Raw genomic sequence first — 15068 nt, 5'->3', positions numbered from 1 at the left:
TATTTATCATTAACAATGACCATATCACAAAATGTGCGAGTCTATTACTACATAATCCATTCTACCATATAATTTAAAAACAGAATTTGTTTTTTCTCTATCGTTTGTTTATGTTTGTTCTATTCAAAAAATGATAATTGGTCTTTGAGTCTGTTATCACACACATTTATACAAGTAATAAATATTGCAATGAGTCTTCAAACTCTACTTTCACCTCTATAAGCAAATAATTCATTGAAAGAAAAATTTTAACTCTTTTAATTTAAAGCTACACAATGCCTCTCATCTGTCGCAAATGAAATTTTGAGAGAGCTTTGTCATCACCTTTTACTCAATCTTTTTCTTGCCAATAAATAGAGCAAATAAGAATAATACGATTGATAACATTATATTGGCAACCAAGCTCGTTTTTTCACCGGTCTTAGGCAAACTTTGAACTTGGGTATTCTCACCACTATCATGTGAGTTGGTTCTCGCAGATACGTTTCCTTTTGTCCCTTCGTCTCTTACAGTACGAGCCATTTTCTCTTGCTTAGTAGGCATATCTTTTTTCGAATCATCAAAAATAGAAACCGTTTCTTCTTTTGATGTCTCTGCTTTTTGCTCTACTTTTTTGTCAGTCAGCGTTTGGCGCACAGGTGGCAAAGTAGTTTGTTCAAGTGTGTCTGATTGTTCGATATTTTTGGTAATTTCTTTGCTAGGTTGCTCTTCCTTCTCGTCCTTTTTATCTGGTTTATTAATGCGGTGACCATTTCCTTTTTGAACCGTTACAACTTCCCAAGCTACCTGTTCACCTTCTTTATCAAACGCTCTAAACGATAAGGTTTCTCCATTTTTTAAAACACGACTGCCCAAATCAAATTCAAATCGACCGGTTGAATCAGTTGAAGTTTTACCAATTATCTCCTCGCCATTCTGAGTTGATACTAATTCAATCATTACATCTGGAGCTGTTTTGCCACTGATGTAACCATGATCTGTAGTGACTTTTTCTACTTGAAATGGCAAATCCGTCACGTCTTCATCTTCCAAATATTGCCCTACAACTTCTTCCTTACTAGCGATGATATTATTTGTAACCGGGTCAATGATTTCAAAGCGAATTCTCTCACCTTTCTCAAAAGGCAATTGTAAATCTTGAATTTGGAAGCCAAAAAATCCTAATTCGTCCACTTGAACTGGAGGATACTGTTTTCCTTTGATTGACGAAACCATGCGAACGTAGGCATTAAGATGTATCGTTCGACCAACAATATAATCTTTTTTATTATGCAGTTTAGGTACAATGATCGGAGCTTCATCTGTCGCTTCATCCATATCTGCATCTTGTAAATAAGTTGCTAAAGATGCCATAACAGATTTATCCAATAATATACTTGAACCATCAACTGTATCAAGATGGACAGATATCAAATCCTCTTGTTGATTGTGAGTCAATCTGTAGTACTTATCCTCTGATTGTAGGGCAGGCAAAGCAATCTTATAGTGACCTGTCTCATCAGCAATAGCTTCCATGATAAACTCTGAGGTATCAGCATTGTATAGATGTACTCGACCTAAAGGAAATGTAGTTCCTTCCAAAACTGAAGTCGCACTTGATAAAGGTTTTACTGTCATTTGTGAAGATACTTTTTCTTTTACCAATGGTTTCACAATGGTACTAGTAATCACCGGCTGACCATCTTCTGATACAAAAGACAAAACCAATCTATCATCTGCTTTAAATTTTGAACCTGCTAAACTCTCGGAAAAAGTAACCTCAAATCGTCCATCTTTAGGATCAATTAGTGTCTTATCAGAGACAAAACTACCATTTATTGATAGATAGACTGAACCTTTGACAGAGGTATGACCAATAACTTTGCTCGTATGTTCAAAAACTGGTTCGATGAACACTTGATGCATTCCATTAGGTGTTTTTTCTAATCTTTTTGCTGGAATTTCATAAGCCTCTGGATGTCGATTAGTCCTCACCACTACCTTACGCTCTTCAGAATCTGCCTCTAGAGTCCAAAACTGTTTCGGCAAAGCACTAATTTCTACAGTTTGGCTGTGAGCAAGCGGTTTACTCAACCGATAAGAAAAATCTCCCTTATCATCTGCTTCCAAAATATTCTCAATAGAAGTAATGGCTTCCCCATCTATCGTAATCGCTACATATCCACCAGGAGTGGTATTCCCTGAGATGGTTTGATCTCCAGCTTGAATCGGAGCAACCTCTAGATGGTTTTCAATAAATGGAAGTTCTTCCTCCATATCCTCCATCTCTTCCGATTTTTTTTCTTCACTCGGTACCTCATCAGTCACTTCCTCAGCTTCAGCATTTTCCGAAACTGTATTGGTAAGCGATGTTTCCGTGCTTTCTAATTGAGTTTCAAGAGCTGTAGAGTCAGTCTCCTCAGCCATTGCGGTTTCCGTATTCATCCCTGTGCCAATCCATAGAAAAGCAATTGCCACCGAAACTAAACCCACCTTACTTTTTCTCAACGAAAAAATCTTGCTATTCATCTTTTCTCCTTATATCTGTATTAACAATTAACGACACATATTGTCCTAGTTTAATTATAAAAAAAACATCTCATAGAACATTGTTTTTCATTAGTTTTTTATCTGTTTCACAGTTGCCTGTAATAAATAGTATGCTACATTTCGCAAAAACTTTGCTGGTTCTCATAGTCATTCAGTTTTTCTTTTATTACTTGTAAATACAATTTCTAAGTTATGGCACATTCAAAGTAAAGAACAATCGCCTGAATTTTTCTATGATGCAGATCATTGTTTTTATCTCGGAGTGCTCGCTTTAATTCGTCAACTTATACTCAATGAAAATCAAAATCAGACTAGGCGACGCAGATGCAGATAGAACTGAAGTTCATCAAATCAAGTCAACAACGTCTGATTTTGATTTTCGAAGAGTATTAAATAAGAGTGGGTTTATTTGTCATGATGCCACTTGTTTATTTTGTTAACTATCACTTCATAAAACATGATTATCCTCACAGTCATAACCACCCGTGAAAACGGGTGGCTTGTACACCGGCTATAAGCCGTTTCTCTCCAGCGACGTCTAAAGACGTTCGCTGAACTTCGTTCAGGTTAGTGCTATAATTACTTGACTAATGCCCGTAACAACGGGCTTTTATCTCGTTCTAAAACTGCCATCTGAAAATGGATTTTCATACTCTTTGACACTCAAGAATCAAGTGCAATGTCATTTTTCTCCTGCTCGCGAATATATTTCGCAACTGTCTTTTCATTCAGTCCAACGGTACTAACATAGTAGCCTCTAGCCCAAAACTTTCGATTTCCATACTTATATTTTAAGTTGGCATGTTTATCAAATATCATTAGAGCACTTTTGCTTTTCAAATATCCGATAAAATCGGAAATCGAAAGTTTCGGAGGTATCAAGACAAGCATATGAACATGGTCTGGCATCATGTGTCCCTCAATGATTTCCACGCCTTTGTATTGACATAGATGACGGAAAATATCAATTAAGTCCTGTCTGATTTTGTAGTAAATAGATTTTCTCCGGTACTTAGGTGTGAAAACTATGTGATATTTGCACATCCATTTGGTATGTGATAAACTGTAACTGGTTTTAGCCATTTCTTTTTCCTCCTTTATTTAACCTGAACAATGAGATTATATCAGGAAAAAGAAATGGAAGCTCAAAGCCTTGTCAGCCACCAGCATAGCTGGTGGTTTTCTTGTTTTTCTCTACGAGAAAAACTGACTCGAAGTCATAATAAAAAAAGCACCCGAAGGTGCTAGGTAAGACCATTCTACCGACTTCAGGTTCGAGGTCGGTGGAAAAATTCATTAGGCGTTGAAAGCATCTGTCAATTGTGGCACCACTTGTTTCTTACGTGAAACGGCACCTGCAAGGAAAGCGTGGTTGTTTTCCAACTTGAAGTTGAAGGCTGCCTCCACCTTGTCCATGTTGCTACCGAGCGCAAGGATTTCAGAGTTTGAGTTAACGATGTCCGTAATCATCAAAACAAAGTCAGAGTAACCATTTGCTGCTGATGCGGCAGTCATAGCTGCTTCGATTTCTGCTTGGCGTTCCAAGACTTCTGCAATATCCACTGTGTTGACTTGGGCTACACGCACGTCATTTCCGTTCAAACCAAAGGTTTTTGCGTCGATGTCAATCAATTCTTCTGCTGACTTGCTGGCAAGGTTGGTTCCTGCTTTCAAGAGTGCCAAGCCGTATTCTTCCAAGTTCACACCAGCAATTTCAGCCAATTCAGCTGCTACTTGTGGATCTGTTGCATGAGTAGTTGGCGATTTGAGTAAGAGTGTATCTGAAATCAAACCTGATAGGAGAAGTCCAGCTACTTCTTTTGGAGGCGTCACACCATTTTCTTTGAAGGCACGGTATACGATTGAAGATGCTGAACCTACTGGCTCCAAACGCATGTACAATGGATTTGCGGTTTCAAAGTTTGCGACACGGTGGTGGTCAATAACAGCTGCCACTTCTACATCTTTGATGTCTGCGATTGATTGTTGGAATTCATTGTGGTCTGTCAAGATGACTTGGCTAACGCCTTCTGCCTTAGCAGACTCAACCACGCGCGGTGCAGTAACACCAAAATAGTCAAGTGCAAACGCTGTTTCTTCATTTGGCGTTCCAAGTGCAACTGCTTCCGCATCACGACCAAACACTTCACGCTCCAAGTGAGCCCAACCGTATGATGATGCAATGGCATCTGTATCAGGATTTTGGTGACCAAAAACTAAAAATTTAGACATGTCTACAACCTCATTTTTCTAATAATCTCCTACATTTTACCATAAATAGAAAGACTTGTGAACATGGACGGGTCGGGATTTGCCAAACGTTTTCAAAAAGAGTAAGATAGAAGGTAGCAATACAAAAGGAGAACCATATGAAATTTTCAGACTATACCTATGTTCGTCCAGATTATGAAGCTATCAAGGCTCAATTTTCTGACCTGACAGACCAGTTGGCTACGGCTAGCGATTTGGAAACAACTCGTACACTTGTGGCAGCTGTTACCAAATTACTCAACCTGGTCGATACCCAGTACAACCTCTGGATGATTCGCCATACTATCGACATGAACGATGAGTTCTACAATAAAGAAACCAAGTTTTGGAATGAATACTCGCCACTTTTTGAAGAATTGACCACCAACTACTACCGTGTCATTGTTCAGACGCCGTATAAGGAAGAGCTGTCAGACATCTTGCCTCAAACCTTCTTCATGCAGGCAGAAAACAAGCTCAAGACTTTCTCATCTGATGTGATTCCCTTGTTCCAAAAGGAAAATGAATTGACCGATGAGTACAGTAACCTGATTGCTGGTGCAGAGATTGAGTTCCAAGGACAGACCTACAACCTGGCACAAATGGGGCCATTCGGTCAATCAACCGACCGTGAGGTCCGCAAGGCTGCTTCTGCTGCCACAACCGCCTTCTTTGAAAGCAAGGAAGCTGATTTTGACCGTGTTTACGATGAATTGGTCAAGGTCCGTACGGAAATCGCCCACAAACTTGGCTTCAAGGACTATGTGGAATACGGCTACCTCAAGATGAACCGTTTCGACTACAATCGTGACATGGTCAAGGTGTACCGTGAAGAAATCCTCAAACACATCGTACCGATTGTGCAAGATTTGCGTCAACGCCAAGCCAAACGCTTGCAAGTTCCAAGCCTCAAGCACTACGACCTCAACCTTGAGTACTTGGATGGAAATGCTGTTCCTCAAGGTGACCCTGACTTTATCGTCAGCCAAGCCCAAGACATGTACCGCGAATTATCCGCTGAAACGGGCGAGTTCTTTGATTTCATGATTGAGCATGAACTCTTGGACTTGGTTGCAAAACCAGGCAAGAACAGCGGTGGCTACTGTACCTATATTCCTGACTTCAAGAGCCCATTCATCTTCTCTAACTTCAACGGAACCAGCGGTGATATTGATGTCTTGACCCACGAAGCAGGTCACGCCTTCCAAGTTTATCGTTCTCGTTGGATTCAAAGTCCAGAAGTTGTCTGGCCAACCTATGAAACCTGTGAAATCCACTCCATGTCTATGGAATTTATGACTTGGCCGTGGATGGACCGTTTCTTCAAGGAACAAGTCGATAAATATAAATTCACCCACTTGGCAAGTGCCCTACTCTTCTTGCCTTACGGTGTCTTGGTGGACCACTTCCAGCACGAAGTCTATGAACATCCAGAAATGACACCTGCAGAACGCAAGGCAACTTGGAAAAAACTCCAAGACCTCTACCTGCCAGACCGTGATTATTCTGAGTCAGAAGCTCTTAACCGCGGTATCTTCTGGTATCGTCAAGGTCATATCTTTGCTAGTCCATTCTACTACATCGACTACACCTTGGCCCAAGTTTGTGCCCTTCAATTCTGGAAACGTACGCAGGTAGATCACGATGAAAATGCTTGGGAAGACTACATCCGCATCTGTGATTTGGGCGGTACCAAGTCCTTCTTGCAAGTGGTTGAAGCCGCAAACCTCCAATCACCGTTCAAAGAAGGTGCCCTCGAAAGTACCGCCAAAGCTGCGGCCGATTGGTTAGATGCAGTTAAGGATGACGAACTCTAAAACGCAAAAATCTGAATGAACAGCTCATTCAGATTTTTTTGATTTGACAAAGTTGATGTATTTATCCCCAAAAGTTTCGATTTGCTCCAAGACCAACTTAAATTCCTGCCCAATCTCGCTCAGTTCATACTCGACCTTTGGTGGAACTTGAGCATAGACTTTTCGAGTAATTAAGCCGTCTTCTTCTAATTGACGCAGCTGCTTAGTCAAGGTTGCTTGGGAAATCCCTTCTAACCGCCGATGTAATTCATTAAAACGAATCGGTCCGTCCTCAATATGATGCAATAACAAAATAATCCATTTCCCTGACAACACTGTCTGCGTTGCCAAGTAAGGACAGGCATAAACATTTTTTGTATGATAATCAGGCATCAAACTCCTCCTTCTTTTCCTTGAATCGCCACATTACTTTAGAAAAAGATAGTGACTATTCAAAAAAATCGTACTTGTATTTTAAACTGTATTTGCTACAATCATACCATAAAAGAGTAGAATAAGAAAGCCAGGTATTCCTATGTACAATTCCCAATTCGAACTGGGCCATGTCGCCCTCAACGTCCGCGATTTAGAACTCCAAAGCCTCTTTTACCAACAAGTCTTGGGGCTCCAAGTTCTCTCCCAAAGCCCGAACCAGATTGACCTTGGTGTTGGAAAAAACACCCTTGTCCGCCTGATTCAAACAGAGCAGGACGGCGAAGTCAGCCACAGCTACGGCCTCTACCACTTGGCCATTGTCCTACCAAGCCGTGAAGACTTGGGTACCATTTTCCGCCACTTTATCGACAATAAGATTCCCCTCCAAGGCGCCAGCGACCACGGTTACAGCGAAGCCATTTACCTAGCCGACACCGAAGGCAATGGCATCGAGGTTTACCGCGACCTGCCTCAAAACACTTGGGATGTCCGCCCAGACGGCCGCATCGTCGGCATTACTGAGCCTATGGATGCTGAAACGATCTATGCTTTAGGAAAAAAAGCTGACGCAGCCTATCAGATGCCAGCTGGCAGTCGCATGGGCCATGTCCATCTATCTGTCCGAGAAAGCGCAGCTTCTAGCCGATTTTACCAAGAGGTCCTAGCTATCGAGGATAAATTCTCCGTCCCATCTGCATCCTGGTTAGCCTCAGGCGACTACCATCACCACCTAGCTGTCAATGAATGGGGAGGAAAAAATCTGAAAACCAGACAAGAAGGCATGCCAGGACTTGCCTACTATACGCTCATCTATTCCAATCCAGAAGCTTTTGAAGCAACCTTGAATCGTGCCATTGCTGCAAACCTAAATCTTCAAAGACTAGACAATAGCGCAGCCTTTGTTGATATAGACGGTATCAAAACCAAATTCATCTTAGAATAGAAATAAGAAAGGGAAATGCCTGAGCACTTCCTTTTCTTTGTTTATTTGATTAAGCCAAGATCGTATTTCATTCCCAAAATCCGTTTGACGGATTGGTCAATCCGCCCCTCTGTAATAGTTCCTGCCTTTACTTGTTCGATAATATAAGGAATTTGACTGGCATAACTTGAAGACAATATCATATCTGTTCCAGCTTGAATGGTCTGCAAGGCACCTGTATCTTGATCTACAAATTGGACCAAGCCTTGCATATCAAAATCATCCGTCATAATGACACCCTCAAAACCAAGCTCATTCCGAAGGATTTTATTGATTTCAGGTGAAATGGATGATGGAACATCATCAATGGCAGATACAATATTGTGGCTAACCATGATAGAGTCTGCACCCGCCTCAATACCAGCTTTAAAGGGAAGAAAATCATTGGCACGCAATTCTTCTAAACTACGATTGTCATAGACCAAATCCGTATGCGAATCCGCATTATCCCCATAACCCGGGAAATGCTTCAAGGTCGAAGCAAATTGTTCCTCTTTCAACAATGAAACCAATTGACCAATATAGTCTGAAGTGGTTTTCGCATCCTGTCCAATAGTCCTATCGTAGATAAAAGATGATGGATCGGTGGACAAATCCGCAACTGGGAAGAATCCTGCATAGATTCCCTCTTCCTTTAAAAGACTGGTCTTCTGCTTGGCATCCGACAAAATCGCCTCAATGCCGCCAGCTTGGTACAGTTCCAAGGGTGATGCAAAAGGTGTTTCCAGAAGTTGACTAATCCTCGTTACCGTCCCACCTTCCTCATCTGAAGCCATTAATAGCGGCACTTTTGAAAGTGATTGATAAGAAGCAATCTCTTCTTTAACTTGCTCCAGTGTCTTACCTTCAAAATCACTTGCAAATAAGATATAGCCCCCAAAATGATAGGTTTCCAATGCCTCAGTTTGTCCTGCAGATGGCATCCGAGCAAAAATCATCTGTCCGACCTTTTCTTCTAAGGTCATTTGATCTAGATAATTTGCAATCACTTTGTCCCTAGCAGATATTTCTTGGCTAGATGATGTCGTTGCAACTTTGGTTTGCTCCTTTTGTATTCGATCTCCCAAAAAGAACAAGCCTAGCATAAGCCCAATAAACAAGAGACAAGTGATACTTGTCCCTAACACATTAAATCTTTTCCGCATCAATCTCCGACCTCTTCACTATTATCCCTTAATTCTATTCAAGTACTCCTGATAGGTTTCTGTCTCCATCAATGCCTTTGCATTTTCCACTCGAGCCTTCGTTGGGGGCTTAGTCCCCTCTAGTGGATAGGGTCTGCCCAACTCACGCCACTTAAATTCACCAAGATTGTGATAAGGTAACACCTCAAAACGTTCGACATTTTTTAATGTTTTAACAAACTTACCAAGTTCAATCAAGTCCTCATCTCGGTCAGTCAAATTCGGTACCAGGACATGACGAATCCAAACAGGCTTACCAATGTCTGATAGATATTGAGCACATTCTAAAATAGTCTTGTTACTATGACCTGTCACAATGCGGTGTTGCTCAGGATTCATTTCCTTAATATCAAGGAGCACCAAGTCTGTTACTTCCATAAGCCGGCTATATTTTTCTAAGTAGCGCTCTGTCTTACGGAAAGTCAACGCACAGGTATCCAAAGTAGTGTGAATCCCTTTTTCTTTTGCAAGGGTAAACAGAGCAATTAAAAAATCAATCTGGATGGTTGCTTCACCACCTGAAACGGTAATACCCCCTTCTTTTCCCCAAAACATACGAAAACGCAGGGCTTCATTCAAGACATCTTCTGCCGTTCTCTCAGTCGCTGCTGGATTGACCAGATCCCAAGTATCTGGGTTATGGCAATACTGGCAACGCATGTGACAGCCCTGCATAAAGACTACAAAACGTACCCCTGGGCCATCAACCGAACCAAAACTCTCTGTTGAATGAACCAAACCTGTCACTTTACGATAATCAATTTCTGTCATCATCTCATCCTCATCATTTTATAAGACTAGTATATCACAAAAATGAAAACGCTTCTATCATTTACTTTCTTTCTTTCATAACTATCATCTTCCGTAAGAAGAAAGCTAAAAGACTAGGTTGCCCTAGTCCTTATCGGTTTCTTCTTTCTCCAGTGGTGTAATCAAGAGTTTTAATTTTGTTACGCGACCATTTTTTACCTTATCGTTAATAAGAACTAGATGGTGATCTTTACTATCTACTTCAAAGGAAACCTTCTCGTCTTGGCTCGGAATGGTACCGACCCCTGTCAGATAATAACCAGCAATCGTATCAACGTTATCACTTTCCAACTCCATCTCAAAATGCTCATTGAAGTCATTTAAGGTCATATTTCCTTGGACGATATAAGTGTTGTCAGCAATTTCTCGGACAAAAATTTCTGTCTTATCGGTCTCATCATCGATTTCCCCGACAATTTCTTCCAGCAAATCTTCCAAGGTAACGAGACCTGCAACTCCACCATACTCATCTAACAAGATGGCCATTTGATTTTGGGTATTTCTCAATGATGTCAACAAATCATCCACGAAAATCGTTTCTGGAACGAAGAGAGGCTCCTGCATAATGCGGCGGATGTTGAGATTGTCAAAGCCATTACTGAAAGCTTCTGACAAGATTTTCTTGGTATGAATCAGACCAATGATATTGTCCTTATCGCCATCATAAACAGGGATACGTGAAAAATTCTGCTTGAGGATAGCTGCCATAATGGTTGCTGTATCATCCTCAATATCCACCATGAAAGCATCCGTACGGGGAACCATTACTTCACGTGCCATCAGCTCATCTAAAGAGAACACCCCTTGAAGCATTTCGATTTCTTCGGCATCTAAGGTTTTCTCACTCTTTGTCAAAATATATTCAATTTCATCCCGTGTCATCTGCTCATCCGCATCATCAAAATTCATAGGAGTAATACGGCTGATAAGATTCGTTGCAGCTGATAATAACCACACGAACGGACTCACAATTTTTCCAAGGAAAATAATCACAGGTGCAGTGACTACTGCCAGATTTTCCTTCATATTCATGGCAATCCGCTTAGGGTACAATTCACCAAGAACGATTGAAACGAAAGTCAACATAGCCAGTGCAAGCCAGTATCCTGCAGTTTGCGCTGTTGTTGAATTCCCCATCCATTTGGCAAATACAGCTCCCAAATCATTAGCCAAACTGGCACCTGAAAGGATGGAGATGAAGGTAATACCGACCTGAATGGTTGATAGAAAATTGTTAGGATTCTCTAAAACTTGAAGCAAGCGAATATATTTCTTCTCACCGTCTGCGGCCTTTTGTTCTACTCTTGAACGATTTAGAGAAACAAGCGCCATTTCAGAGGCTGAAAAGAAGGCATTGAACAGGGTCAATAAGAATAAAATTAACAGTTGTAAATAGATGGTCTGACTACCAGGGTCTTCCATGATGTTCTCCTATAATAAAATTTATAACATTTCCATTATACCATAAATTCTAAAAATTAACATATTTCTTGTTATAAATAGTCCCTCATGTCTGTTTATGTTACAATAATCAAAAGGAATAGGAGAACAACTATGATTATTTCGATGAAGAATGTCCACTATAAACGACAAGGTAAAACTATTTTAGAAGACATCAACTGGGAATTTAGAAAAGGCGAGCGTTGGGCTATTTTAGGGCTAAATGGGGCTGGAAAGTCAACCCTCCTTCGTATTTTAATGGCTGAATTTTGGAAGACCTCTGGTGACTTGACGGTTCTTGGAGTGGAGTTTGGCAAGGGAGATATTCCTAGCCTACGCACTAAGATTGGGGTTGTTGGTTCTTTCCTTGCCGAACGCTTTCCCATTGATTTAACAGCTGAGCAGATTGTCCTGACTGGAAAGTACAAATCCTCCATCCTCTACCGTGAATACGGTCAAGCTGAATTGGATGAAGCCATAGACATGCTCAAAACCATTAAGGCTGAGCACTTGATTGGTCGGACCTATGCTAGTTTGTCACAAGGTGAACGCCAACTCCTGCTAATTGCTCGCAGTTTGATGGAAGAGCCTGCTATTTTGATTTTGGACGAGGCTACTGTGGGCTTAGACCTTTTGGCTCGCGAACGCCTGCTCCACCACATTGACTACATCTGCCAACTCCCAACGGCTCCTGCCATTATCTACGTCACCCATCACGCCGAGGAAATCACTGATAATTTCACCCATGTCCTCCTGCTCAAAGATGGCATGGTATTGGCACAGGGACCCAAAGAAGACATCCTGACACCTGAGCTCCTCAGCGATTTTTATGGTAATCAGGTGGAATTGATTGACTTGGGTGAGGGAAGATTGTTCATTAAGCCGATATTATAAAAAACAAATCCAGCCCTAGTTTGAGCTGGATTTTAATCGTTCCACCATCACCAAAAATGGTGGGGTATTGACTTGGTTGAGCGGTTTGTAGAGCATGGCGGTAAAGACGGTCTGGTCTAACTGGCTGATAAAATCTAAGACTGCATCCTTCTCAAGAGCACCGCCCTCGTGACCATAGTAAACCATGATGGCTAGGCGCCCCCCAACAACCAGTCGGTCAAGAACTTTTTCAATAGCTTGAAGGGTGGTTGCAGGCAGGGTGATGACTGACTTATCCGCCGAAGGAAGATAGCCCAGATTGAAAATGGCTGCCTTGCATTCCTCCACATACTGGTCTAGGTTTTCGTGTCCTGTCAAAACCAATTGGGCATTGGTCAAGCCAGCTTTTTCTAGTTTTTCAGCCGTTGTGGTCAGGGCTTGTTCCTGAATATCAAAGGCCACAACTTTTCCTGCTCGTTGGGCTAAAAATAGCGTGTCATGACCATTTCCCATCGTCGCATCGACCGCTAGGTCCTGGTCTGTTAATATCTCATCTAAAAAGGCATGGGCCATGTGCAAAGGTCTAAGCATGTTCTCTCCTTAAGTTAATAATCTTACATAATAATCGGTCAAGGTGGCTTCGTCCACCTTTTTGCGTTGCTGCAACCACCAGCTGACCGTCTCCACAAAAGTCGTCACAACAAAATGCACCAGCAAATCCTCTGGAAGATTTCTCTTATCCTGCATGTAATCTTCAGCCACTTTTGGAAAAATGTCGTGTTTCAACTCCGCTTCCAGTTCTCTTAGAAAATAGGCATTGCGGGACAACAAAAGGCTGGCAACACGATCTTGATTGGTCCGAAAGTGTTTGAAAATATGAACCAACAAGGTCTTCACATCCGCATCTTCACGACCTGTAAATAAGTGGTGAAAGAGGTCATGACAAAGTTCTTCCAAAAGAGCCTCTTTACTTTCATAGTGGGCATAGAAAGTGGAACGCCCCACATCTGCCAAGTCAATGACATCCTGCACGCGCATATGGTCATAGCCCTTATCATTTAATAAGGTCAAAAAAGCCTGAAAAATAGCTCTTTTGGTTTTTGCAATTCGTCTATCCATTTTTCGTACATTTCAAACAATTTGTTCAGAAAAAGACAAACCGTTTCTCTTGTTTCTAGTTTTTCAGCTCATTACAGTGCATAATAAACCTATAAACAGTATAACACAGAAAGGGAATCTCATGTCATCTTCTAAAAATACATTTATCGCTTTTCTTCTCAATCTTAGCTTTTCTATCATCGAGTTTATCTTTGGCTGGCTCTTTGATTCCAGCGCTATCTTAGCAGACGCTGTTCATGATTTGGGTGACGCCCTCGCCATCGGAAGCTCTGCCATCATGCAAACCTATGCCAACAAGCCTGCTGATAGGGTTTATCCCTTTGGCTACAAGAGATGGAATATTTTGGCCGCTCTCTTGACTTCTAGCATTCTGATTATCGGCTCCAGCTTGATCCTTGTGGAAAACATCCCCAATCTCTTCCATCCCCAGCCTGTCAATCAAGATGGGATGCTGGTACTTGGGATTATCGCTGTCATCATCAATTTCCTTGCTTCTCGTATTGTAAAAAATGGCTATAGCCATACTGAATCCATTCTCAGCTTGCACTTTTTAGAGGATATTTTGGGATGGCTGGCGGTCATCCTTGTTTCCATCATTCTTCAATTTACTGATTGGTACTTTCTAGACCCACTTCTCTCACTCTGCATTGCTATCTTCATCCTCTCCAAAGCCCTGCCAAAAGCTTGGAACAATGTTAAGATTTTACTTGAAACCAGTCCAGAGGGTGTGAACTTGGAAGAAATAAATAAGGCTCTCTTAACATTGGAAAATGTAGAAGAAATTTCTAAGCTAAATGTCTGGACCATGGATGGATATGAACATTGTGCGACTGTGACGGTCAAACTGACAAATCCTGCTTTAGCAGACAAGACCAAAGCAAAAATACGGAATTCTCTCAATTCCTTTGGCATTATCCAGAGTACCATCGAAATTTTGTAAAAAATTTAAAAAAATATCTCATTTTCCTCCACCCATTTACGAATAAATAGGTATGAAGACAATTATCCTATTTTTCCTTGGAGCTTCAATCGGCTCCTTCTTGGGATTGGTCATCGACCGTTTCCCTGAACAGTCCATTATCTCCCCCTCTAGTCACTGTAATGCCTGCAAGCGACGGCTCAAGACCTGGGACCTAATACCCATCCTGTCCCAGCTTTCGACAAAATCCAAATGCCGTTACTGCAAGACCAAGATCCCTTATTGGTATCTGGGACTAGAAGTCTTAGCTGGTCTAGTTGTCCTGCTCTGCCATTTTCAAGTCCTAAACCTAACCGAAACCATTCTCATCTTGGCAGGACTAGTTTTGACCATTTATGACATCAAGCATCAGGAATATCCCTTTGCTGTCTGGCTCGTTTTTACTTTTACAGCTCTGGTACTCTCCCAGCTCAACTGGCTCTTCTGTGGATTTTTACTCTTGGCCTATCTAACTGAAAAATGGCAATTCAATATTGGTTCTGGTGACTTTCTCTATCTGGCAAGTTTGGCCTTAATATGTGGATTTACAGAACTCCTCTGGATTATCCAGATTAGTTCCCTCCTAGGGCTTCTTGTCTTCACTATTTTCAAACCCAAGTCTATTCCCTACGTACCACTCCTTTTTCTTTCAAGTATTCCTATCATTCTGTGCATCTAAATCGAGTTTTTCT

13 protein-coding genes and 1 pseudogene are annotated in these 15068 nt (G+C 41.4%); 5 read left to right on the top strand and 9 right to left on the bottom strand.

Annotated elements, in window-relative coordinates; translation table 11 throughout:
- Positions 1-327 precede the first annotated feature (327 nt).
- The 3 genes and pseudogenes from K5Q29_RS00680 to K5Q29_RS00670 form a co-directional block, all read right to left on the bottom strand.
- Positions 328-2508 carry a YSIRK-type signal peptide-containing protein gene (locus K5Q29_RS00680; protein WP_221876857.1) on the bottom strand — a complete coding sequence of 727 codons (2181 nt, stop codon included), beginning with the start codon at positions 2506-2508 and terminating at the stop codon, positions 328-330.
- Between the two features lie 631 nt (positions 2509-3139).
- Positions 3140-3612, bottom strand: a pseudogene (tnpA, locus tag K5Q29_RS00675) (IS200/IS605 family transposase).
- 213 nt (positions 3613-3825) lie between these two features.
- A complete protein-coding gene (locus K5Q29_RS00670) occupies positions 3826-4761 on the bottom strand; it encodes a manganese-dependent inorganic pyrophosphatase (RefSeq protein ID WP_024384619.1) in 936 nt (311 codons plus the stop codon).
- Positions 4762-4898: 137 nt separating this feature from the next.
- Here K5Q29_RS00670 and K5Q29_RS00665 point away from each other — a divergent pair, with 137 nt between their 5' ends.
- Complete coding sequence (locus K5Q29_RS00665; RefSeq protein ID WP_105139537.1) at positions 4899-6596, top strand: M3 family oligoendopeptidase; 1698 nt, start codon at positions 4899-4901, stop codon at positions 6594-6596.
- 24 nt (positions 6597-6620) lie between these two features.
- On the opposite strand, the gene K5Q29_RS00660 is transcribed toward K5Q29_RS00665, so the two are convergent.
- Positions 6621-6968, bottom strand: coding sequence for a helix-turn-helix domain-containing protein (locus K5Q29_RS00660; RefSeq protein ID WP_105139536.1), 348 nt, complete (start codon positions 6966-6968; stop codon positions 6621-6623).
- Positions 6969-7110: 142 nt separating this feature from the next.
- Here K5Q29_RS00660 and K5Q29_RS00655 point away from each other — a divergent pair, with 142 nt between their 5' ends.
- Positions 7111-7953 (top strand): VOC family protein, encoded by an 843-nt coding sequence (locus K5Q29_RS00655; RefSeq protein WP_105139535.1) that lies wholly within the window; start codon positions 7111-7113, stop codon positions 7951-7953.
- A gap of 41 nt (positions 7954-7994) precedes the next feature.
- Here the strand turns inward: K5Q29_RS00655 and K5Q29_RS00650 are convergent, their stop codons facing one another.
- From K5Q29_RS00650 to K5Q29_RS00640, 3 genes are all read right to left on the bottom strand, one after another.
- A complete protein-coding gene (locus tag K5Q29_RS00650) occupies positions 7995-9137 on the bottom strand; it encodes a glycoside hydrolase family 3 protein (RefSeq protein ID WP_105139534.1) in 1143 nt (380 codons plus the stop codon).
- 21 nt (positions 9138-9158) lie between these two features.
- Entirely contained in the window at positions 9159-9950 is a 792-nt protein-coding gene (gene pflA / locus K5Q29_RS00645) for a pyruvate formate-lyase-activating protein (RefSeq protein ID WP_012027587.1), read from the bottom strand.
- A 120-nt stretch (positions 9951-10070) separates the two neighbouring features.
- Positions 10071-11408, bottom strand: a complete 1338-nt coding sequence (locus K5Q29_RS00640; RefSeq protein ID WP_002942867.1) for a hemolysin family protein — start codon at positions 11406-11408, stop codon at positions 10071-10073.
- Positions 11409-11540: 132 nt separating this feature from the next.
- Between K5Q29_RS00640 and K5Q29_RS00635 the strand changes: the two genes are divergently transcribed.
- Positions 11541-12320 carry an ABC transporter ATP-binding protein gene (locus K5Q29_RS00635; protein ID WP_044765597.1) on the top strand — a complete coding sequence of 260 codons (780 nt, stop codon included), beginning with the start codon at positions 11541-11543 and terminating at the stop codon, positions 12318-12320.
- Positions 12321-12335: 15 nt separating this feature from the next.
- Here the strand turns inward: K5Q29_RS00635 and K5Q29_RS00630 are convergent, their stop codons facing one another.
- Entirely contained in the window at positions 12336-12890 is a 555-nt protein-coding gene (locus tag K5Q29_RS00630; protein WP_002942863.1) for a class I SAM-dependent methyltransferase, read from the bottom strand.
- Between the two features lie 9 nt (positions 12891-12899).
- Positions 12900-13418 (bottom strand): TetR/AcrR family transcriptional regulator, encoded by a 519-nt coding sequence (locus K5Q29_RS00625; protein WP_105212506.1) that lies wholly within the window; start codon positions 13416-13418, stop codon positions 12900-12902.
- 121 nt (positions 13419-13539) lie between these two features.
- On the opposite strand from K5Q29_RS00625, the gene K5Q29_RS00620 reads away from it, so the two are divergent.
- Together K5Q29_RS00620 and K5Q29_RS00615 are read left to right on the top strand one after the other, a co-directional pair.
- The gene (locus K5Q29_RS00620; protein ID WP_105212505.1) at positions 13540-14358 is read left to right on the top strand and encodes a cation diffusion facilitator family transporter; all 819 of its coding nucleotides are present in this window, start codon (positions 13540-13542) and stop codon (positions 14356-14358) included.
- Between the two features lie 52 nt (positions 14359-14410).
- A complete protein-coding gene (locus K5Q29_RS00615) occupies positions 14411-15055 on the top strand; it encodes an A24 family peptidase (RefSeq protein WP_105212504.1) in 645 nt (214 codons plus the stop codon).
- Positions 15056-15068 lie beyond the last annotated feature (13 nt).

The sequence above is a fragment of the Streptococcus sp. 2018037 genome, from assembly GCF_019754195.1.
In the GTDB taxonomy this organism is placed as follows: Bacteria; Bacillota; Bacilli; order Lactobacillales; family Streptococcaceae; genus Streptococcus; species Streptococcus hashimotonensis.
Note: the sequence above shows the minus strand (reverse complement) of the source record. Positions and strands in the feature narration are given on the sequence as shown.